Raw genomic sequence first — 19,404 nt, 5'->3', positions numbered from 1 at the left:
GGGGGGGGGGGGGGGGGGGGGGGGGGGGGGGGGGGGGGGGGGGGGGGGGGGGGGGTTTGGGGGGGGGGGGGGGGGGGGGGGGGGGGGGGGGGGGGCCCCGCCCCCCCCCCCCCCCCACTACCGTGTGCGGGGGCGTGGGTAGGATGCGGGGCTGCTTCTTGATCCACAGTTCACGGGGGAACACATGGCGCAGGGCTACCCGCCGCCGCAGTACGACCGGAATCCATACGCACAGCAGCCGCAGCAGCCGTACCCGCCGGCGCCGTCGTACCAGCAGCCGCAGCCGTACCAACAGCCCTACCCGCAGCCTCACCAGCCGCAGCCCTACCAGCAGCCGTACCCGCAGCCTCACCAGCCGCAGCCCTACCCGCAGCCTCACCAGCCGCAGCCCTACCCGCAGCCGTACCCGCCGCAGGCCTACGCGCAGCCGCAGGCCTACGCGCAGCCGCAGGGCCGGGCCCTGCCGCCCTGCCCCAAGGAGGCGGGCGGCGGCCGGCGGTTCCTGGCGATCGTGCTGGACTGGCTGTTCGCGATCGGCCTCGGCTTCGTCGCCGCCAACGCCGCGAGCCGCCCGAGGACCGAGTACGTGGCCGGCCACGCCGTGCAGAGCGGCGGACCGGCGGTGCCGTACTTCGTGGCGCTGCTGGCGGTCGGCCTCGGCGCGTCCTTCCTCAACCAGGTGGTGCTCGCCCGGCTGACCGGCTTCAGCGTGGGCAAGGGGATCACGGCGATGCGGGTGGTGCGCCGCAAGGGCGTGATGCGGCCCAACACCTGGCGGCTCACCAGGCGCTGGCTGCTCGGCTTCGTCATCCTCGCCGTCAACCTCCTCACCGAGGACTACGACAGCGACGAGGGCGACCTGGTCGGCGTGCGCTCGGTGCGCTGGAAGCACCTCCAGGAGTACCAGCAGGCCGTCGCCCGCCTCGGCTAGGCTGCGCCCGTACGGCCCCACCACACCCGACGTACCGATCCCGAGGAGAGCGCCATGGCCGGCGAGCCGCAGCCCGACTGCCTGTTCTGCAAGATCGTGGCGGGCGAGATCCCGGCGACCGTGGTGCGCAAGACCGAGCGCACCCTCGCCTTCCGCGACATCGCCCCCAAGGCGCCCGTGCACGTGCTGGTGATCCCGCACGTGCACTACCCGAACGCGGCCGCGCTGGCCGCCGCCGAGCCGGAGATCGCCGGCGAACTGCTCGCCGAGGCGGGCGCGGTGGCCCGGGACGAGGGCATCGAGGACTACCGGCTGATCTTCAACACCGGTGCGGGCGCCGGACAGACCGTCTTCCACGCGCACGTCCACCTCCTCGGCGGGATGTCGATGACCGAGCGCATGGTCTGACCCACGTGTCCCAGCGCGAACTCGTCGTCCTCGGCACCGCCAGCCAGGTGCCCACCCGGCACCGCAACCACAACGGCTACCTGCTGCGCTGGGACGGCGAGGGCCTGCTGTTCGACCCCGGCGAGGGCACCCAGCGCCAGATGCTGCACGCCGGGGTCACGGCCACCCAGATCACCAGGATCGCGGTCACCCACTTCCACGGGGACCACTGCCTGGGCCTCGCCGGGGTGATCCAGCGGATCAACCTCGACCGGGTCCCGCACCCGGTCGACGTCTACTTCCCGGCCTCCGGCGAGGTCTACTTCGAGCGGCTGCGGCACTCCACCGCCTACCACGAGACGGCCGTGCTGCGGCCCCGGCCGATCGACGAGCCCGGACCGCTGCCCGCGCCCGGCGCCCGCTTCGCGCTGGACGCCGTCCGGCTGGACCACCCGGTGGAGTCCTTCGGCTACCGGCTGTCCGAGCCGGACGGCCGCCGGCTGGTGCCGGAGCGGCTCGCCGCGCTCGGCCTGCGCGGCCCGGCGGTGGGCCGGCTCCAGCACGAGGGCGCGATCGAGGTGGACGGCCGCACCGTCACCCTGGCCGAGGTCAGCGAGCCGCGGCCGGGCCAGCGGTTCGCCTTCGTGATGGACACCCGGCTGTGCGAGGGGGTGCACACCCTCGCCGAGGGCGCCGACCTGCTGGTCGTCGAGGCGACCTTCACCGACGCCGACGCCCGCCTCGCCGAGGAGCACGGCCACCTCACCGCCGGGCAGGCCGCCAAGGTCGCCGCCGAGGCCGGCGTGCGCACCCTGGTGCTGACCCACTTCTCCCAGCGCTACCCGGACCTCGGCCAGCACCTCGCCGACGCCCGCAAGCACTTCGACGGGGAACTGGTCCTGGCCGCCGACCTCGACCGGGTGCCCGTTCCGGCCCGCCGCCCGTCGTGAACGGGACGGAACCGCGCGAACCCCGGAAAAGGGCTCGCATCGGCCTGCGATCTGCCGCAGCATCGTCGGGTGCGGCCCCGCCGCCCGCCACGGCGATCATGTTCGCGGCGTACCCTGGTGCCCCGGAGACACCGAGCGGCACCCGACACCACGGATGGGATGAGGCAGGCCCCAGCGCCGACCTATGAGTGACACATCGCAGACCCGTACGAACGGACAGTCGCGCCCCGAACCGGCCGACGACGGCCGTGTCAGCACCCGGATCGTCATCCCCGAGAAGCACCCGATGGTCACCCTGCTCGGCACCGCGGACTCGCTGCTGCGCGTGATCGAGCGGGGCTTCCCCGCCGCCGACATCCACGTCCGCGGCAACGAGGTGACGGCCACCGGGGTGCGGGCCGAGGTCGCCCTCGTACAGCGGCTCTTCAACGAGATGATGCTGGTGCTGCGCACCGGCCAGCCCCTGACGGAGGACTCCGTGGAGCGCTCCATCGCCATGCTCCGCAGCCAGGAGCAGGACCCGGACAGCCCGGCGCCCTCCCAGGTGTTCACCGCGAACATCCTGTCCAACCGGGGCCGCACGATCCGCCCGAAGACCCTCAACCAGCAGCGCTACGTCGAGGCGATCGACAAGCACACGATCGTCTTCGGCCTCGGCCCGGCCGGTACCGGCAAGACCTACCTGGCGATGGCCAAGGCCGTCCAGGCCCTCCAGGCCAAGGAGGTCAACCGGATCATCCTGACCCGCCCGGCGGTCGAGGCGGGGGAGCGGCTGGGCTTCCTGCCCGGCACCCTCTACGAGAAGATCGACCCGTACCTGCGCCCGCTGTACGACGCGCTGCACGACATGATGGACCCGGACTCCATCCCGCGCCTGATGGCGGCCGGCACCATCGAGGTCGCGCCGCTCGCGTACATGCGCGGCCGCACCCTCAACGACGCCTTCATCATCCTCGACGAGGCCCAGAACACCTCGCCCGAGCAGATGAAGATGTTCCTCACCCGCCTCGGGTTCAACTCCCGGGTGGTGGTCACCGGCGACACCAGCCAGATCGACCTCCCGGGCGGCACCCGCAGCGGGCTCAAGGTCGTCCAGGAGATCCTGGCCGACGTGCCCGACATCCACTTCTCCGTCCTCACCAGCACCGACGTGGTCCGCCACAAGCTGGTCGGCCGGATCGTGGACGCCTACGAGCGCTGGGACGCCCGCCAGGAGGTCGAGGACGCCGCCCCGGCGGCCCGCAAGCCCGCCCAGCGGCGGCCCGGCAAGGCCACCGCACCCCGCGCACCCCGCGCACCCCGACAGTCCCATCGCACCGAAAGCTGAGCACAGAGCCCGTCATGTCGATCGACATCGCCAACGAGTCCGGTTGGGAGGCCGATGAGGAAGCCATCCTCGACGTCGCCCGCTTCGCACTGGACAAGATGCGGATCCACCCGCAGTCCGAACTGTCCGTGATCCTGGTGGACGGAGCGGCGATGGAGGAGCTGCACATCCAGTGGATGGACCTGCCAGGGCCCACCGACGTGATGTCCTTCCCGATGGACGAGCTGCGTCCCGGCAAGGAGGGCGAGGAGCTGCCGCAGGGCCTGCTCGGGGACATCGTGCTCTGCCCCGAGGTCGCCGAGCAGCAGGGCAAGGCGGCTCCCTCCAAGCACTCGATGGACGAGGAGCTGCAGCTGCTCACCGTGCACGGCGTGCTGCACGTCCTCGGCTACGACCACGAGGAGCCGGAGGAAGAGGAGGAGATGTTCGCCCTCCAGAAGCGCATCCTGGACGACTGGCGGGCGGGCCGCGGCCTCGGCGGCATCTCCCCGGCTCCCACCACCCACTGAGCGCGGAGCCCGAACCCCTGTGAGTGGTGAGAGTACGAGCTTCATCCTCGGTGCCGTGCTGCTCGTCGTGCTCGGCTGGCTGGCCGCGTGCGCCGAGGCGGGCATCTCCCGGGTCTCCCGGTTCCGGGCGGAGGAGGCGGTGCGCAGCGGTCGGCGCGGTTCCGCGCGGCTGCTGACCGTCGCCTCCGACCCGATCCGCTACCTCAACCTGGCCACCCTGATCCGGGTGGCCAGCGAGATGGCGGCTGCGGTGCTGGTCACCGTGGTGTGCGTGCGCAACGTGACGCCCACCTGGCAGGCCGTGCTGCTGGCGTTCGGTGTGATGGTGCTGGTGTCGTTCGTCGCGGTGGGGGTCTCGCCGCGCACGATCGGGCGCCAGCACCCGGTCACCACCGCGGCCGCGGCCTCCTTCGTGCTGCTGCCGCTGGCCGCGGTGCTGGGGCCGATCCCGCGGTTGCTGATCCTGCTCGGCAACGCGCTGACCCCGGGCAAGGGCTACCGGGAGGGTCCGTTCGCCTCCGAGGCGGAGCTGCGGGCCCTGGTGGACCTCGCCGAGAAGGACGACCTGATCGAGGACGAGGAGCGCCGGATGGTGCACTCGGTCTTCGAGCTGGGCGACACCATCGTGCGCGAGGTGATGGTGCCGCGCACCGACCTGGTGATGATCGAGCGGCACAAGACCGTCCGGCAGGCGCTCACCCTGGCGCTGCGCTCGGGCTTCTCGCGCATCCCGGTGGTCGGCGACAACGAGGACGACGTGGTCGGCATCGTCTACCTCAAGGACCTGGTGCGGCGCACCCACATCAACCGGGAGGCGGAGTCCGAGGAGGTCGGCGCGGTGATGCGCCCGGCCGTCTTCGTCCCGGACTCCAAGGCGGCCGGTGACCTGCTGCGCGAGATGCAGCAGCGCCGCTCGCACGTGGCGATCGTGATCGACGAGTACGGCGGCACGGCCGGGCTGGTCACCATCGAGGACATCCTGGAGGAGATCGTCGGCGAGATCACCGACGAGTACGACCGGGAGATCGCCCCGGTGGAGGACCTCGGCGACGGCTCGTACCGGATCACCGCCCGGCTGCTGGTCGAGGACCTGGGCGAGCTGTTCGGCATCGAGTTGGAGGACGAGGACGTCGAGACCGTCGGCGGCCTGCTGGCCAAGCACCTGGGCCGGGTGCCGATCCCCGGTTCCTCCTGCGAGATCCCGCTGCCCGAGCCGGTCGACGGCGGCCTGACCGGCATTCTGCTGACCGCCGAGTCCTCGGCGGGCCGCCGCAACCGGATCGGCTCCATGGTCGCCGCCCCCGTCCGCCACACCGAGGGCCCGGAGGAGCCCTCGGGCGAGTAGCGGCCGGGCGGGCGCCGAGCGACCATGGAGGGCATGACGCACAAACTTCGCGCGGAGTACGGCCCGCAGGGGGCGGCCGGCGGAGTCAAGTCCTGGCACGTGGTGCGGGACGAGGACCTGTCGGTGGCGCTCTGCGGCCGGACCATGCCGGACGACGCCGAGACGCGGCCCGAGGAGGAGTGGGGCACCGGGCTGCGCTGCTGCCAGCAGTGCGGCTCGCTCTACATGCACGAGACGCCGCACATGGAGAAGCTCCATCCCTACAGCTAGACCATGGCCGAGCTCTGGAGGTCGCCATGAAGCTGCAAGACACGCTGAAGCCCGTCGACCGGCGGCTCGCCATGGTGTGGCGGATCGGGGCGGGGGGCGGGGGGATCTTCCTGATCGTGTTCGGGAGCCTGGGGCTGGCCGACCATCCCGGCTTCCTGGCCACCCACGGCGACCGGATCGCCGGGCTGTCGACCAACGGGGCGCTGAGCATCCTGTCCATCGTGGCGGGCGCGGTCCTGCTGGTGGGGGCGGTGATCGGCGGGAACTTCGCGTCCAACCTCAACATGGCGGTGGGCGTGCTGTTCGTCCTGTCCGGCTTCTACGGTCTGACGGTGCTGGAGCGGCCGGAAGCGAACATCCTCAACTTCCGGTTGTCGAACGTGCTGTTCGCGTTCGTCTTCGGGATCGTCCTGACGACCTTCGGGATGTACGGCCGGGTGAGCAGCCACCTGCCGCACGACAACCCGTACTGGCGCAAGCGCACCGAGCGCGAGGAGGACCTGCCGTCCGGTGCGGCGAAGACCTTCGTCAAGGTCATCCATCCGAACCGGGGGCGGACCCACCCGGTCGGCCACTGACCGGCGCCGGGTGCCTATGCTCGGCGGCATGAGTGACATCGTCGAGCTCGACCCCGAAGACAAGAAGATCATCACCCTGGCCCGCTCGGCCCGCGCCCGCAACGGCGTCGCCGAGGGGGCCGCGGTGCGTGACGAGACCGGGCGCACCTACGTGGCAGGGACGGTCGCGCTGGAGTCGCTGCGGCTGAGCGCCCTCCAGACGGCGGTGGCGATGGCGGTGGCCAGCGGTGCAAGGTCGCTGGAGGCGGCGGCCGTGGTGAGCGAGGCGGAGCAGCCGGCCGAGGCGGACCTGGCGGCCGTGCGGGACCTGGGCGGGGCCGGGACGCCGGTGCTGCTGGCCGGGCCGGACGGGGCGCTGCGGGTGGCCGCCGAGGCCCGCTGAGGGGCCGTACGGGCCCGTGTGCCGGGCCTGCGTGCGGGCCCGTGCCGGGCTCTTCCGGGGCGTCGGGGGGCCGTGGTGCGGGCCTTCGGCGGCCTCGCCGGAGGGCATGGTCTCGGCCCAGGCCCGGCAGATAGTCTCACCGGGGGAGTGGACTCGGTGAGGGGGACTGGGGCATGGGGGCGGTGGCGTTCTTCGCCGGGCTGCTGCTGTTCGTGATGGGGCTCGGCAAGTGGCAGGAGACCGGCTCGGACCTCTGGCTGTTCGGCTCGCTCGGTTTCCTGCTGGTGCTGGTGGTGGTCTCGCTGGTCCCCACCGACGGCAAGGGCGGCAAGGGCGGCAACAAGCCCGCCAAGAAGGGCTGAACGCGCCCCCGGATGCCCCCGGACGCCCCCGGAGGCGGGCCCGGACCGCGGGGCTCCGGTGATCAGGGAGAATGGAGCCCATGAATGCCCCTTCCTCCTCGTACCGCTCCGGGTTCGCGTGCTTCGTCGGCCGGCCCAACGCGGGCAAGTCGACCCTGACCAACGCCCTGGTGGGGACGAAGGTCGCGATCACCTCCGACCGCCCGCAGACCACCCGGCACACCGTGCGCGGCATCGTGCACCGCCCCGACGCCCAGCTCGTGCTGGTCGACACCCCCGGTCTGCACAAGCCGCGCACCCTGCTCGGCGAACGCCTCAACGATCTGGTCCGCACCACCTGGGCCGAGGTCGACGTGATCGGCTTCTGCCTGCCCGCCGACCAGAAGATCGGCCCCGGCGACAAGTTCATCGCCAAGGAGATCGCCGGGATCAAGAAGACCCCGAAGGTCGCCATCGTCACCAAGACCGACCTGGTCGACTCCAAGCGCCTGGCCGAGCAGCTGATCGCCATCCAGCAGCTCGGCGTCGAGCTGGGCTTCGAGTGGGCCGAGATCATCCCGGTCTCGGCGGTGGGCGACAAGCAGGTGGAACTGGTCGCCGACCTGCTCACCAAGCTGCTGCCGGAGGGCGACCAGCTCTACCCGGACGGCGACCTCACCGACGAGCCCGAGCAGATCATGGTCGCCGAGCTGATCCGCGAGGCCGCGCTGGAGGGCGTGCGCGACGAGCTGCCGCACTCGCTGGCCGTGGTGGTCGAGGAGATGCTCCCGCGCGAGGGCCGCCCGGCGGACCGCCCGCTGCTGGACATCCACGCCAACGTCTACATCGAGCGGCAGAGCCAGAAGGCCATCGTGATCGGTGCCAAGGGCTCGCGGCTCAAGCACGTCGGCACCACCGCCCGCAAGCACATCGAGGCGCTGCTCGGCACGCCGGTCTACCTGGACCTGCACGTCAAGGTCGCCAAGGACTGGCAGCGCGACCCCAAGCAGCTGCGCAAGCTGGGATTCTGAACCGGCGCTCCCGACAGGGGAGTTCGAGCCGCCGGAAGGCCCGGGCCCGTTCGGACGCGAATGCGTCCGGGCGGGCCCTCGCCGACTCCGGGGGCCCGGCCCCCGGTGCTACGCGCCCTCGCGCAGCACCAGGGAGACCAGTTCGCGCTGGGAGTCGGTGAGCTTCGGGTCGGCGCAGTACACCGACCGGCCGTCGACGGTGATCTCGTAGTGGAAACCGTCCGGCACCCCGTACGAGGGCGTGCGCAGCCCGCCCGCGACGGCCTCGCGGGCGAGTGCGTGCACGTGCGGGGCGTCCGTGCGGTCGGCGGTGTCGATCTCCGCCTGGCGGACGATCCCGGCGAAGCCGCCGGTCCGGGTCACCTGGATGCGCATGGTGTCCATGGTGCTACCTGGGGAGGGGGTTTGCCGGGTTTTTCCCGGACCGTGACCTCAAGCCCGCCTCGACCCGGATCAACCGTCCTCCGGGCGCGCTCCGGTGGCCCCGGCCGGCGCTCACCCAGGGCTGATCCCGACCTGCGCCCAGGAGGCCGTGACGGTGTCCACGACCGACCGGTCGTCGGGGTAGCGGGCCTTGGCGGCGGCCACGGTGGCCCGGGCGAAGGCGGTGAAGTCGGCGTCGGCGGGCAGCGTGCGCCCGGTCAGCGCGTCGTACCAGATCCGCCCCGCGCGCTCCCAGGCCGAGCCGCCGAGCGCGGTGGCCAGCAGGTAGAACGCGTGGTTGGGGATGCCGGAGTTGACGTGCACCCCGCCGTTGTCCTGGGAGGTGTGCACGTAGTCCCGCATGTGCGCGGGCTGCGGGTCCTTGCCGAGCTGCGGGTCGTCGTAGGCGGTGCCGGGCGCCTTCATCGAGCGCAGCGCCACGCCCTGGACGCCCGGGGCGAGCAGCCCGGCGCCGATCAGCCAGTCCGCGTCGGCGGCGTCCTGGTGCAGCGCGTACTGCTTGACCAGCGAGCCGAAGACGTCGGAGACCGACTCGTTGAGCGCACCGGGCTGGTCCTGGTAGTCCAGCCCGGCGGTGAACTGGGTGACGCCGTGGGTGAGTTCGTGGCCGATGACGTCGATGCAGGCGGTGAAGTCGCCGAACACCACGTTGTCGCCGTCGCCGAACACCATCTGGTGGCCGTTCCAGAAGGCGTTGTCGTAGTTGCGGCCGTAGTGGACGGTGGCGTCCAGCCGCAGGTTCCGGTCGTCGATCGAGTGCCGGCCGAAGACGTCGGCGTAGAGCGCGAAGGTGGCGCCGAGGCCGTCGTAGGCGTGGTTGACGGAGCTGTCGGAGGACGCGGCCCGGCCCTCGGTGCGCACGCTGCGCCCGGGCAGCCGCTGGCCGTGGCCGGCGTCGTACACCACCCGGTTCAGGCCGGGGACGGAGGCGGCGACGGACGGGGGCGCGTCGAGGCGGGCCGCGCGGTGCGCCGCGTCGAGGGCCAGGGAGTGGACGGCGGGCTCGTGACCGGCCTCGGCGAGGCGGTCCAGGACGTACGGCGGGACGATCGTGCAGATCGGTACTGCTGCAGTCATGTGACCCAGGGTGGGGCCTTCATGACCGGCTGTCACCACCTCCGGCGTGATCAGCCGCGTCTCAAGGAGTGGAACGGAAGCCCGGATCACTTCGGGGGCGCGCGGCGCTGGGTTACGCTGGGGCCATCATGCGCAACGGGCTGCTTCTTCTTAGCTGCCGCGTCGAGGGCCTGTAGTCCACCGGGCCGGCACCCTCGCCGCGGGGAACGAGCTGTGCGCGCAATCGGCGATCCGACGGTGTATCGCGAGCGACAGCCGAGGCCGGCCAGTCGGTACCGACCACGTGTCGACCACCCCGACCCGCCCGCATCACGCATCACAGGAAGCCGAGTCACCTCCATGACCGAGCAGAACTCCGCCGCGTCCGTCCCCGTCGGCCGTCCCTTCGTCGACCGCCCCACCCCGATCACCGCCGCCTCGGTGCGCCAGCGGCCCTCGGGCATGCGGCACGGGCGCTACCTGCCGTTCGGCACCGTCGACCTGCCGGACCGCACCTGGCCGAACGCGGTGATCACCAAGGCGCCGCGCTGGCTGTCCACCGACCTGCGGGACGGCAACCAGGCGCTGATCGACCCGATGTCGCCGGCCCGCAAGCGGATGATGTTCGACCTGCTGGTGAAGATGGGCTACAAGGAGATCGAGGTCGGCTTCCCCTCCTCCGGTGCCACCGACCACGCCTTCGTACGGTCGCTGATCGAGGAGGGGGCGATCCCCGAGGACGTCACCATCTCGGTGCTGACGCAGGCCCGCGAGGAGCTGATCGAGAAGACCGTGGAGTCGCTGGTCGGCGCCCCGCGTGCGACCGTCCACCTGTACAACGCGACCGCCCCGCTGTTCCGCCGGGTGGTGTTCCGCAACGACAGGGCGGCCACCAAGGCGATCGCCACCGACGGCACCCGGCTGGTGATGGAGTACGCGGAGAAGCTGCTGGGCGACGACACCGTCTTCGGCTACCAGTACTCGCCGGAGATCTTCGTCGACACCGAGCTGGACTTCGCGCTGGAGGTCTGCGAGGCGGTCATGGACGTCTGGCAGCCGGGCGAGGGCCGCGAGATCATCCTGAACCTGCCCGCCACCGTCGAGCGGGCCACCCCGAACGTCCAGGCCGACCAGTTCGAGTGGATGTCGCGGCACCTGTCGCGCCGCGAGCACGTCTGCCTGTCGGTGCACCCGCACAACGACCGCGGCACCGCCGTCGCCTCCGCCGAGCTGTCCTACATGGCGGGCGCCGACCGCATCGAGGGCTGCCTGTTCGGGCAGGGCGAGCGGACCGGCAACGTCGACCTGGTGACGCTGGGGATGAACCTGTTCTCGCAGGGCATCGACCCGCAGATCGACTTCTCCGACATCGACGAGGTGCGCCGCACCGCCGAGTACTGCAACCAGATGGAGGTGCACCCGCGCCACCCGTACGCCGGCGACCTGGTGTACACCTCCTTCTCCGGCTCGCACCAGGACGCCATCAAGAAGGGCTTCGACGTCCTGGAGGCGGACGCCGCGGCCGCGGGCGTGCCGGTGGAGGAGCACACCTGGGGCGTGCCGTACCTGCCGATCGACCCGAAGGACGTCGGCCGCACCTACGAGGCGGTCATCCGGGTCAACAGCCAGTCCGGCAAGGGCGGCGTGGCGTACGTGCTGAAGAACGACCACAAGCTGGACCTGCCGCGCCGGATGCAGATCGAGTTCTCCCGGATCATCCAGGCCAAGACCGACGCCGAGGGCGGCGAGGTCAGCCCGGCCGAGATCTGGCGGGTCTTCGAGGACGAGTACCTGCCGACCACTGACAATCCGTGGGGCCGGATCTCGCTGTGCGGCTCGCGCACCCTGACCACCGAGGACGGCCGGGACGCGCTGACCGCCGAGGCCCTGGTGGACGGCGCCCCGGTGACCCTGACCGGGGCCGGCAACGGCCCGGTCTCGGCCTTCGCCGACGCGCTGGCCCGGATCGGCGTGGACGTGCGCGTCCTGGACTACGCCGAGCACGCGCTGAGCGAGGGCGGCGACGCCCAGGCCGCCGCGTACGTGGAGTGCGCGGTGGACGGCAGGGTGATGTGGGGCGTGGGCATCGACGGCAACACCGTGCTGGCCTCGCTGAAGGCCATGATCAGCGCCGTCAACCGCTCGCAGCGCGGCTAATTCGAACGGGTGGTATGCGAAGGGCCGTCCTGCGGGGCGGCCCTTCGTCGCGCCCACCTGGCACTGTGGCCTGCGCCACATTTTTTCGAATCGGAAGCCGTTCGAGGTACTGACACGTGCCGGTAACCGTGGCAACATCGATCCACCGGAAAGCCGGGTCGGTGGGACGGCCTCGGTGTCCGGTCGCGTGACCTGCCCATTGTCGAGCAGGCCGCCTGCCATGTCTGGGGAGTGGCGCCGTGACCAAGTTGTGGGGTGTTCGCCCGCGGTGGCGGACTGACGTTCTCGGTGACTTCTTCTGCCCGGGCTGCGGCGGGGACCGCAACTACCGCCGGCAGCACGGCCGGCGGTGGCTGCGGTTGCTGGGGACCCCGGTGGTCCCGCTCGGTCCGGTCATCGGCAGCGTGCAGTGCACCGGCTGCCACGGCCGGTACGGCGTCGAGAGCCTGGAGCAGCCCACCAGCGTGCGCCTCGGCGCGATGCTGCGGGACGCCCAGTACACCATCGCGCTGGCCCTGCTCGCGGCCGGCGGCACCGCCCACCGGGCGGCCCGCGAGGCGGCCTGCGCGGCGGTGCGCGAGGCCGGGTTCGAGGACTGCGGCGAGGCCCAGGTGCTGGCCGCGCTCGCCGCGCTCTCCGGGCTCGGCGGCGAACTCCACGACGCCCGCGGGATGTCCGGCGGCCTGGCCGTCGAACTGCACGCGGTGCTCGAACCGCTCACCCCGCACCTGGCCCACCACGGCCGCGAGCGGCTGCTGCTGCAGGGCGCGGCGATCGCGCTGGCGGACGGGCGCTACCTGCCGCAGGAGCGCGACGCGCTGGCCGCGGTCGGGGGCTGCCTGGACCTGCCGAAGGCCCGGGTCGGGGCGCTGCTGGAGGCGGCGGCCAGGGCGCCGTACAAGTAGCACCGTCCGACGAGCACACCGCTCGTGGCACTGTCCGTCGAGCACACCGTCCGTCGAGCACACCGTCCGTCGAGTACGCCGGCCGTCGATCACCGCGCACCGCGGTCCGCGACTCCGGAATCCGTAGACCACCTCCGAATCCCCCACAACGGGCCCCGGACTCCCCACCCCGGGCCCGCCGTGACCCGCACCGCAGGCCTCCCCCACGGCCGCCGGTGCGGGCAACACGGCTGTCCGGCGCGGGGCGAGGGGTGGGGGACAATGGTCCCCATGAGTCTTTTCCGGGACGACGGCGTCGTGCTGCGGGCGCAGAAGCTCGGCGAGGCCGATCGGATCATCACCCTGCTGACCCGCCAGCACGGCAAGGTGCGGGCGGTGGCTCGCGGGGTGCGGAAGACCAAGTCCAAGTTCGGCGCCCGCCTGGAGCCGTTCTCGCACGTGGACGTGCAGTTCTTCAGCCGGGGGAGTGAGCTGGTCGGCCGCGGATTGCCGCTCTGCACCCAGGTGGAGACCATCGCCCCGTACGGGGGCCCGATCGTCGCCGACTACGGCCGCTACACGGCCGGCACCGCGATGCTGGAGACCGCCGAGCGGTTCGCCGAGAACGAGGGCGAGCCGGCCGTCCAGCAGTACCTGCTGCTGGTCGGCGGACTGCGCACGCTGGCGGCCGGGCTGCACGAGTCGCACCTGGTGCTGGACGCCTTCCTGCTGCGCTCGCTCGCGGTGAACGGGTACGGCGCGAGCTTCACCGACTGCGCCAAGTGCGGCCTGGAGGGGCCGAACCGTTTCTTCTCCCTTCCCGCGGGCGGGGTGCTCTGCGGCGACTGCCGAGTGCCCGGATGTGCCGTACCCTCCCCTGAGACACTGGTACTGCTCGGGGCGCTGCTGTCAGGGGACTGGCAGACGGCCGACGCCTGCGAGCCGCGGTACTGGCGGGAGGGCAGCGGCCTGGTCGCGGCCTATCTGCAGTGGCACCTGGAGCGGGGCATCCGCTCGATGAGATACGTGGAGAAGTGAGCACATGGCAGCGCGACGGCTCTTCGGCGGCGGCAAGCAGCGGGCGTACGTCCCCCCGACCCCGCACCCCAGCGGCGCACAGCCCCCGAAGCTCCCCGGCGAGCTGATCCCCCAGCACGTCGCGATCGTCATGGACGGCAACGGCCGCTGGGCCAAGGAGCGCGGACTGCCGCGCACCGAGGGCCACAAGGTCGGCGAGTCCGTGGTGCTGGACGTCCTCAAGGGCGCCATCGAGCTCGGGGTCAAGAACATCTCGCTGTACGCGTTCTCCACCGAGAACTGGAAGCGCTCGCCCGACGAGGTGAAGTTCCTGATGAACTTCAACCGGGACGTCATCGCCCGCCGCCGCGACGAGATGGACGCCATGGGCGTGCGGATCCGCTGGGCGGGCCGGATGCCCAAGCTGTGGAAGAGCGTCGTCCAGGAGCTGCAGGTCGCCGAGGAGCAGACCAAGGGCAACGACGCCGTCACGCTCTACATGTGCGTCAACTACGGCGGCCGGGCCGAACTCGCCGACGCGGCGCAGGCGATCGCCATGGACGTCGCGGCCGGGAAGCTCGACCCGAAGAAGGTCAACGAGAAGACCCTGGCCAAGTACATGTACCACCCGGACATGCCGGACGTGGACCTGTTCCTGCGCCCCAGCGGCGAGCAGCGCACCTCCAACTTCCTGCTCTGGCAGTCGGCTTACGCCGAGTTCGTGTTCCAGGACGTGCTCTGGCCGGACTTCGACCGCCGTGACCTGTGGCGCGCCTGCGAGCAGTACGCGATGCGTGACCGGCGCTTCGGCGGGGCGATCCCCAACGAGGTCGGCGCGCCGGTGCCGTCCCAGCGCTGAGGAGCCCTCGGAGCTGGGGAGCCCCTCGCTCCCGCGTCACCCGGACGACGGAGAGGACCCACCGGGATCATCCCGGTGGGTCCTCTCCGTCGCGCACGGGCCGTCGCGCACGGGGCTCAGATCCGCTTGGCGCACTCCGCGCAGGTCCCGAAGATCTCCAGGGTGTGCGCGATGTCGCTGAAGCCGTGCTCGGCGGCGACCGAGTTGGCCCAGCGCTCCACCGCGGGGCCCTCCACCTCGACGGTCGCGCCGCAGTGCCGGCAGACCAGGTGGTGGTGGTGCCCGCTGCTGCACCGGCGGTAGACCGCCTCGCCGTCGGCGGTGCGCAGCACGTCCACCTCACCGGCGTCCGCGAGCGACTGGAGCGTGCGGTAGACCGTGGTCAGACCGACGGAGTCGCCGCGGTGCTTGAGCAGGTCGTGAAGCTCCTGGGCACTGCGGAAGTCCGCGATCTCGTCCAGGGCCGCCGAGACGGCGGCACGCTGCCGGGTCGATCGGGCGCGCGGCGACGGGCCTGCGGTGGTCACCGTGGGTCCTCCTGGGGTCGTGGGCGTCTCGCACATCATTGTGCCAGCCCCGCCCGCCCCTCAGGGGTGCTCGTGCCGGAGGGCCCGGAGGTGGCCTGTCCCGGCAGTTCGACGTCGCAGACCTTCGGCCCCTGCTCGACCGCGCCGCGGTGGCGCCGCCGGGCCAGTGGCGCGGCGAGCAGGCTGAACACCGCGAAGACCGCGATGGCGAGCAGCACGATGGCCGGGCCGGAGGGCACGTCGAGGTGGTAGGAGCCGGTGACGCCGGCCAGCGAGACGACCACGCCGAGCGCGATCGAGGCGGCCTGGGTGGCGGCGAAGGAGCGGGTGAGCTGCTGGGCGGCCACCACGGGGACCACCATCAGCGCGCTGACCAGCAGCAGCCCGACCACCCGCATGGCGACCGTGACGGTGACCGCGGCCATCACCGCGAGCAGCAGGTTGAGGGTGCGCACCGGCACCCCGGTGACCCGGGCGAAGTCCTCGTCCTGGCAGATCGCGAAGAGCTGGCGGCGCAGGCCGACGGTGACCGCGATGACCACCGCGCCGAGCACCGCGATGGTGGCCAGGTCGGCGGGGGCGACGGTGAGGATCGAGCCCCACAGGTAGCTCTCCAGCGAGCCGGCCCCGGCCTGGGCGGACATCGAGACCAGCAGCTTGCCGCAGGCCATGCCGCCGTAGAAGAGCATCGCGAGGGCGATGTCGCCGCGCTGGTTGCCGCGCGAGCGGACCAGCTCCATGGTGACGGCGCCGAGCACGCAGACCAGCACGGCCATCCAGACCGGGCTGGTCTGGAAGATGAAACCGAGGCCGACGCCGGTCATCGCGACGTGGCCCATGCCGTCGCCCATCAGCGCCTGGCGGCGCTGCACCAGGTAGATGCCGACGGCCGGGGCGGTGATCCCGACCAGGACGGCGGCGAGCAGGGCGCGCTGCATGAAGTCGTAGGAGAACATCTCGATCATGCGAGCAGCCTCGGCGGGGTCAGGTCGGCGTGCGGGTGGACGTGGTCGTGGCCGGGCAGCGCGTGCAGGCCGGTGTTGGGCACCGGCGGGCCGTCGTGGGCGACGCAGCCGTCCCGCAGCACCACGGCGCGGTCGATCAGCGGCTCCAGCGGCCCGAGTTCGTGCAGCACGAGGAGGACGGAGGCGCCGCGGCCGACCTCGGCGCGCAGGGTGTCGGCGAGCACCTGCTGGCTGGCGGCGTCCACGCCGGCCATCGGCTCGTCCATGATCAGCAGGTCGGGGGAGCCGACCAGGGCGCGGGCGATCAGCACCCGCTGCTGCTGGCCGCCGGAGAGGTCGGCCACGCCGTCCGAGGCCCGCTCCAGCATGCCGACGGCGGCCAGCGCGCGGTCGACCGCCTCGCGGTCCCTGCGGCGGAAGGGCAGCAGCCGGTGCTGCGGCAGCCGTCCGGTGGAGACCACCTCGCGGACGGTGGCGGGGACGCCGGAGGCGGCGGTGGTGCGCTGCGGGACGTATCCGATCCGGTGCCAGGCGCGGAAGGAGCCGAACGGCGTGCCGAACAGCTCCAGGGTGCCCTGCTCCAGTGGGACGGAGCCGATCACGGCCTTGACGGTGGTGGACTTGCCGGAGCCGTTGGCGCCCAGCAGGGCGACGACCTCGCCGGGGCGGACGGTGAGGTCGACGCCGCGCAGCACCGGCCGGCCGCCACGCGAGGCGACGGCGTCACGGAGGCGGACGGCCGGGGGTATCGGGTCGGTCATGGTGCTGGTCCCGTCAGCTGGTGGCGGCAGGGGTGGCGGCGTCGGTCGCGGGGGCGGTTCCGGCGGGGGTGGCCGGGGTGGCCGGGGCGCCGAGGGCGGCCTGGAGGTTGGCCAGGTTCTGCTTCATCACCGTCAGGTAGTCGTCCTTGGAGGGGTCCTTGACGCCCTCCAGCGGGTCCAGGACGGCGGTCTTGAGGCCGAGGTCCTTGGCGACGGTGTCGGCGAGCTTGGGGCTGACGAGGGTCTCGAAGAAGACGGTGGTGACGCCGTTGTCCCTGGCGGCCTTCTGCACCGCGGCGAGGCGGGCCGGGGTGGGCTCGGACTCCGGGTCGACGCCGTTGATGGCGACCTGGGTGAGGCCGTAGTGGTCGGCGAGGTAGCCGAAGGCGGCGTGGCTGGTGACGAAGGTCCTGGTCGTGGCGTCCTTCAGCCCGGCCTGGAACTCCTGGTCGAGCGCGGTGAGCTTGGTGACCAGCTCGTCGGTGTTCTTCCGGTAGTCCTCGGCGTGCGCCGGGTCGGCCTTGGCGAACTCGTCGCCGACGCTCTTGGCGATCGCCGCGTAGCGGGTCGGGTCGAGCCAGATGTGCGGGTCGCCGGCCGGGCCCTCGTGCCCGTGGCCGTCGCTCCCGTGGGCGTTGTCCTCGGTGCCCTCGTCGAGGTGGTGGTCGACCAGCGGGCTGGCGGCGGTGGCGTCGATCTTGTGCTTGCTGGACGACTGCGCGACGGCCTGGTCGACGGTGGGCTGCAGGCCCTTGAGGTAGATGATCGCGTCGGCCTTCTGGACCGTGCCGACCTGCTTGGCGGTGAGCTCCAGGTCGTGCGGCTCGACGCCGGCGGCGGTCAGATCGGTGACCGCGACGTGCTCCTTGCCGATCTGCTGGGCCAGGAACTCCATCGGGTAGAAGGACGCGACGACCTTCAGCCGGCCGGTGCCGCTGTCGGCGCTGCTGCTGCCTCCGCAGGCCGTGAGGGCGAGTGAGGCGGCCAGGGCGGTGGCGCCGAAGGCCAGGGAACGACGGGTCCGGCGAGTCAGTCCGAGGTGAGGCAGTCCGATCATCATGACAATCATTCTCATCTCACATGGAAATGATTGTCAAATCACTCGGGTGGGTGAACGGAGGGTGGCCGAGGGCGGGGGCGGCCGGACGATACCGATTTGAATCACGTACCCGTATGGCCGGTAACCTGAGGTATTCGGGTACGCGCAACCAGCCGTGCCCTGACCGTGCCGTACGTACTGAAGAGAGCACTGTGGCCGCCGACAAGATCGACACGATCGTCAGCCTGAGCAAGCGCCGTGGCTTCGTCTACCCCTGCAGCGAGATCTACGGCGGCACGCGTGCCGCCTGGGACTACGGGCCGCTGGGTGTCGAGCTCAAGGAGAACATCAAGCGCCAGTGGTGGCGCACGATGGTCCAGGCCCGTGAGGACGTCGTCGGACTCGACTCGTCGGTGATCCTCGCGCGCGAGGTGTGGGAGGCCTCCGGCCACGTCGCCACCTTCAACGACCCGCTGACCGAGTGCCTCTCCTGCCACAAGCGCCACCGGGCCGACCACCTGGAGGAGAAGTACGAGGCCAAGCACGGCTTCCCGCCGCCGAACGGCCTCAAGGACGTCAACTGCCCCGACTGCGGCACCAAGGGCCAGTTCACCGAGCCCAAGGACTTCTCGGGCATGCTGAAGACCCACCTCGGTGTCACCGAGGAGGCGAGCGGCCTGGCGTTCCTGCGCCCGGAGACCGCCCAGGGCATCTTCACCAACTTCAGCGCCGTCCAGACCACTTCGCGCAAGAAGCCGCCGTTCGGCATCGCCCAGACCGGCAAGAGCTTCCGCAACGAGATCACCCCCGGCAACTTCATCTTCCGGACCCGCGAGTTCGAGCAGATGGAGATGGAGTTCTTCGTCAAGCCGGGCGAGGACGACCAGTGGCACGAGTACTGGCTCCAGCAGCGCTGGGACTGGTACGTCGACCTCGGCATGCGCACCGAGAACATGCGCTTCTTCGAGCACCCGAAGGAGAAGCTCTCCCACTACGCCAAGCGCACGGTGGACATCGAGTACCGCTTCAACTTCGGCGGCAGCGAGTTCTCCGAGCTGGAGGGCGTCGCCAACCGCACCGACTACGACCTGCGGGTGCACAGCGAGGCCTCCGGCAAGGACCTCCGGTACTTCGACCAGGAGTCCGGCGAGCGGTACTTCCCGTACGTCATCGAGCCGGCGGCCGGCCTCAACCGCGCCATGCTGGCCTTCCTGATCGACGCCTACTTCGAGGACGAGGCGCCGAACGCCAAGGGCGTCATGGAGAAGCGCGTCGGCATGCGTCTGGACCCGCGCCTGGCCCCGGTCAAGGTCGCCGTCCTGCCGCTGTCGCGCAACGCCGAGCTCTCCCCGAAGGCCCGCGGCCTGGCCGCCGACCTGCGCACCGCGTGGAACGTCGAGTTCGACGACGCCGGCGCCATCGGCAAGCGCTACCGCCGCCAGGACGAGATCGGCACGCCGTTCTGCGTCACGGTCGACTTCGACACCCTCGAGGACAACGCGGTGACCGTCCGCGACCGCGACACCATGTCGCAGGAGCGCGTCTCGCTGGACCAGGTCAAGGCGTACCTCGGCGCGCGGCTGATCGGCTGCTAGCGGGGGCCTGATCGGCTCGGGAGCCCTCGTCCGCCCTGGTGGGGCGGGC

At 71.7% G+C, this 19,404-nt stretch carries 22 protein-coding genes; 16 read left to right on the top strand and 6 right to left on the bottom strand.

Annotated elements, in window-relative coordinates; genetic code table 11:
* Positions 1-184: 184 nt before the first annotated feature.
* The 11 genes from ACZ5OX_RS04850 (at position 185) to era (ending at position 8,051) form a co-directional block, all read left to right on the top strand.
* Positions 185-931: an RDD family protein gene (locus tag ACZ5OX_RS04850; RefSeq protein WP_465628725.1), complete on the top strand. Its 747-nt coding sequence runs from the start codon at positions 185-187 to the stop codon at positions 929-931.
* A 54-nt stretch (positions 932-985) separates the two neighbouring features.
* Positions 986-1,339 (top strand): histidine triad nucleotide-binding protein, encoded by a 354-nt coding sequence (locus ACZ5OX_RS04845; RefSeq protein WP_465628724.1) that lies wholly within the window; start codon positions 986-988, stop codon positions 1,337-1,339.
* Positions 1,340-1,344: 5 nt separating this feature from the next.
* Entirely contained in the window at positions 1,345-2,268 is a 924-nt protein-coding gene (locus ACZ5OX_RS04840) for a ribonuclease Z (RefSeq protein WP_449789096.1), read from the top strand.
* A 286-nt stretch (positions 2,269-2,554) separates the two neighbouring features.
* The gene (locus ACZ5OX_RS04835; protein WP_465628896.1) at positions 2,555-3,595 is read left to right on the top strand and encodes a PhoH family protein; all 1,041 of its coding nucleotides are present in this window, start codon (positions 2,555-2,557) and stop codon (positions 3,593-3,595) included.
* A 14-nt stretch (positions 3,596-3,609) separates the two neighbouring features.
* Positions 3,610-4,104, top strand: coding sequence for an rRNA maturation RNase YbeY (gene ybeY / locus ACZ5OX_RS04830; RefSeq protein ID WP_207816018.1), 495 nt, complete (start codon positions 3,610-3,612; stop codon positions 4,102-4,104).
* 19 nt (positions 4,105-4,123) lie between these two features.
* The gene (locus tag ACZ5OX_RS04825) at positions 4,124-5,449 is read left to right on the top strand and encodes a hemolysin family protein (protein ID WP_465628723.1); all 1,326 of its coding nucleotides are present in this window, start codon (positions 4,124-4,126) and stop codon (positions 5,447-5,449) included.
* Positions 5,450-5,482: 33 nt separating this feature from the next.
* A complete protein-coding gene (locus ACZ5OX_RS04820; RefSeq protein ID WP_392869851.1) occupies positions 5,483-5,719 on the top strand; it encodes a hypothetical protein in 237 nt (78 codons plus the stop codon).
* A gap of 26 nt (positions 5,720-5,745) precedes the next feature.
* A complete protein-coding gene (locus ACZ5OX_RS04815) occupies positions 5,746-6,297 on the top strand; it encodes a DUF4383 domain-containing protein (RefSeq protein WP_465628722.1) in 552 nt (183 codons plus the stop codon).
* 28 nt (positions 6,298-6,325) lie between these two features.
* Positions 6,326-6,679 (top strand): cytidine deaminase, encoded by a 354-nt coding sequence (locus ACZ5OX_RS04810; RefSeq protein WP_189917993.1) that lies wholly within the window; start codon positions 6,326-6,328, stop codon positions 6,677-6,679.
* Between the two features lie 173 nt (positions 6,680-6,852).
* On the top strand, positions 6,853-7,041 hold the full coding sequence (locus ACZ5OX_RS04805) for a hypothetical protein (RefSeq protein WP_465628721.1): 189 nt from the start codon (positions 6,853-6,855) through the stop codon (positions 7,039-7,041).
* An 80-nt stretch (positions 7,042-7,121) separates the two neighbouring features.
* Positions 7,122-8,051: a GTPase Era gene (era, locus tag ACZ5OX_RS04800; protein ID WP_270147040.1), complete on the top strand. Its 930-nt coding sequence runs from the start codon at positions 7,122-7,124 to the stop codon at positions 8,049-8,051.
* 108 nt (positions 8,052-8,159) lie between these two features.
* Here era and ACZ5OX_RS04795 read toward each other — a convergent pair whose 3' ends face one another.
* Both ACZ5OX_RS04795 and ACZ5OX_RS04790 read right to left on the bottom strand, forming a co-directional pair.
* Complete coding sequence (locus ACZ5OX_RS04795) at positions 8,160-8,426, bottom strand: protealysin inhibitor emfourin (RefSeq protein WP_465628720.1); 267 nt, start codon at positions 8,424-8,426, stop codon at positions 8,160-8,162.
* A gap of 120 nt (positions 8,427-8,546) precedes the next feature.
* The gene (locus ACZ5OX_RS04790) at positions 8,547-9,572 is read right to left on the bottom strand and encodes a M4 family metallopeptidase (protein ID WP_465628719.1); all 1,026 of its coding nucleotides are present in this window, start codon (positions 9,570-9,572) and stop codon (positions 8,547-8,549) included.
* A gap of 339 nt (positions 9,573-9,911) precedes the next feature.
* On the opposite strand from ACZ5OX_RS04790, the gene leuA reads away from it, so the two are divergent.
* The 4 genes from leuA to ACZ5OX_RS04770 all read left to right on the top strand — a co-directional run bounded on the left by leuA (position 9,912) and on the right by ACZ5OX_RS04770 (position 14,468).
* Positions 9,912-11,708: a 2-isopropylmalate synthase gene (leuA, locus tag ACZ5OX_RS04785; protein ID WP_465628718.1), complete on the top strand. Its 1,797-nt coding sequence runs from the start codon at positions 9,912-9,914 to the stop codon at positions 11,706-11,708.
* A 239-nt stretch (positions 11,709-11,947) separates the two neighbouring features.
* Entirely contained in the window at positions 11,948-12,613 is a 666-nt protein-coding gene (locus tag ACZ5OX_RS04780) for a TerB family tellurite resistance protein (RefSeq protein WP_465628717.1), read from the top strand.
* A 270-nt stretch (positions 12,614-12,883) separates the two neighbouring features.
* The gene (gene recO / locus ACZ5OX_RS04775) at positions 12,884-13,630 is read left to right on the top strand and encodes a DNA repair protein RecO (protein ID WP_380542322.1); all 747 of its coding nucleotides are present in this window, start codon (positions 12,884-12,886) and stop codon (positions 13,628-13,630) included.
* A gap of 4 nt (positions 13,631-13,634) precedes the next feature.
* Complete coding sequence (locus ACZ5OX_RS04770) at positions 13,635-14,468, top strand: isoprenyl transferase (protein WP_402409751.1); 834 nt, start codon at positions 13,635-13,637, stop codon at positions 14,466-14,468.
* A 116-nt stretch (positions 14,469-14,584) separates the two neighbouring features.
* Here ACZ5OX_RS04770 and ACZ5OX_RS04765 read toward each other — a convergent pair whose 3' ends face one another.
* The 4 genes from ACZ5OX_RS04765 to ACZ5OX_RS04750 are packed head-to-tail and all read right to left on the bottom strand — an operon-like array spanning position 14,585 to position 17,778.
* Positions 14,585-14,995 (bottom strand): Fur family transcriptional regulator, encoded by a 411-nt coding sequence (locus ACZ5OX_RS04765; RefSeq protein WP_188298282.1) that lies wholly within the window; start codon positions 14,993-14,995, stop codon positions 14,585-14,587.
* Positions 14,996-15,030: 35 nt separating this feature from the next.
* Positions 15,031-15,957 (bottom strand): metal ABC transporter permease, encoded by a 927-nt coding sequence (locus ACZ5OX_RS04760; protein ID WP_465628895.1) that lies wholly within the window; start codon positions 15,955-15,957, stop codon positions 15,031-15,033.
* Positions 15,957-16,721: a metal ABC transporter ATP-binding protein gene (locus tag ACZ5OX_RS04755; protein WP_392869831.1), complete on the bottom strand. Its 765-nt coding sequence runs from the start codon at positions 16,719-16,721 to the stop codon at positions 15,957-15,959. Before ACZ5OX_RS04755 ends, ACZ5OX_RS04760 begins: the two co-directional genes overlap by 1 nt.
* A 13-nt stretch (positions 16,722-16,734) precedes the next feature.
* The gene (locus ACZ5OX_RS04750; RefSeq protein ID WP_465628894.1) at positions 16,735-17,778 is read right to left on the bottom strand and encodes a metal ABC transporter substrate-binding protein; all 1,044 of its coding nucleotides are present in this window, start codon (positions 17,776-17,778) and stop codon (positions 16,735-16,737) included.
* Positions 17,779-17,972: 194 nt separating this feature from the next.
* Here ACZ5OX_RS04750 and ACZ5OX_RS04745 point away from each other — a divergent pair, with 194 nt between their 5' ends.
* A complete protein-coding gene (locus tag ACZ5OX_RS04745; protein WP_449789105.1) occupies positions 17,973-19,355 on the top strand; it encodes a glycine--tRNA ligase in 1,383 nt (460 codons plus the stop codon).
* Positions 19,356-19,404 lie beyond the last annotated feature (49 nt).

The organism is Kitasatospora sp. NPDC032121 (assembly GCF_055580145.1).
This window is presented reverse-complemented; position numbering and strand designations above follow the sequence as displayed.

Bases quoted from the DNA above. Each gene is read 5' to 3' on its own strand.
- ACZ5OX_RS04850 (WP_465628725.1), top strand. From the start codon at position 185: ATGGCGCAGGGCTACCCGCCGCCGCAGTACGACCGGAATCCATACGCA.
- ACZ5OX_RS04845 (WP_465628724.1), top strand. From the start codon at position 986: ATGGCCGGCGAGCCGCAGCCCGACTGCCTGTTCTGCAAGATCGTGGCG.
- ACZ5OX_RS04835 (WP_465628896.1), top strand. From the start codon at position 2,555: ATGGTCACCCTGCTCGGCACCGCGGACTCGCTGCTGCGCGTGATCGAG.
- ybeY (WP_207816018.1), top strand. From the start codon at position 3,610: ATGTCGATCGACATCGCCAACGAGTCCGGTTGGGAGGCCGATGAGGAA.
- ACZ5OX_RS04820 (WP_392869851.1), top strand. From the start codon at position 5,483: ATGACGCACAAACTTCGCGCGGAGTACGGCCCGCAGGGGGCGGCCGGC.
- ACZ5OX_RS04815 (WP_465628722.1), top strand. From the start codon at position 5,746: ATGAAGCTGCAAGACACGCTGAAGCCCGTCGACCGGCGGCTCGCCATG.
- ACZ5OX_RS04810 (WP_189917993.1), top strand. From the start codon at position 6,326: ATGAGTGACATCGTCGAGCTCGACCCCGAAGACAAGAAGATCATCACC.
- ACZ5OX_RS04805 (WP_465628721.1), top strand. From the start codon at position 6,853: ATGGGGGCGGTGGCGTTCTTCGCCGGGCTGCTGCTGTTCGTGATGGGG.
- era (WP_270147040.1), top strand. From the start codon at position 7,122: ATGAATGCCCCTTCCTCCTCGTACCGCTCCGGGTTCGCGTGCTTCGTC.
- ACZ5OX_RS04795 (WP_465628720.1), bottom strand. From the start codon at position 8,426: ATGCGCATCCAGGTGACCCGGACCGGCGGCTTCGCCGGGATCGTCCGC.
- ACZ5OX_RS04790 (WP_465628719.1), bottom strand. From the start codon at position 9,572: ATGACTGCAGCAGTACCGATCTGCACGATCGTCCCGCCGTACGTCCTG.
- leuA (WP_465628718.1), top strand. From the start codon at position 9,912: ATGACCGAGCAGAACTCCGCCGCGTCCGTCCCCGTCGGCCGTCCCTTC.
- recO (WP_380542322.1), top strand. From the start codon at position 12,884: ATGAGTCTTTTCCGGGACGACGGCGTCGTGCTGCGGGCGCAGAAGCTC.
- ACZ5OX_RS04770 (WP_402409751.1), top strand. From the start codon at position 13,635: ATGGCAGCGCGACGGCTCTTCGGCGGCGGCAAGCAGCGGGCGTACGTC.
- ACZ5OX_RS04755 (WP_392869831.1), bottom strand. From the start codon at position 16,721: ATGACCGACCCGATACCCCCGGCCGTCCGCCTCCGTGACGCCGTCGCC.
- ACZ5OX_RS04750 (WP_465628894.1), bottom strand. From the start codon at position 17,778: ATGATCGGACTGCCTCACCTCGGACTGACTCGCCGGACCCGTCGTTCC.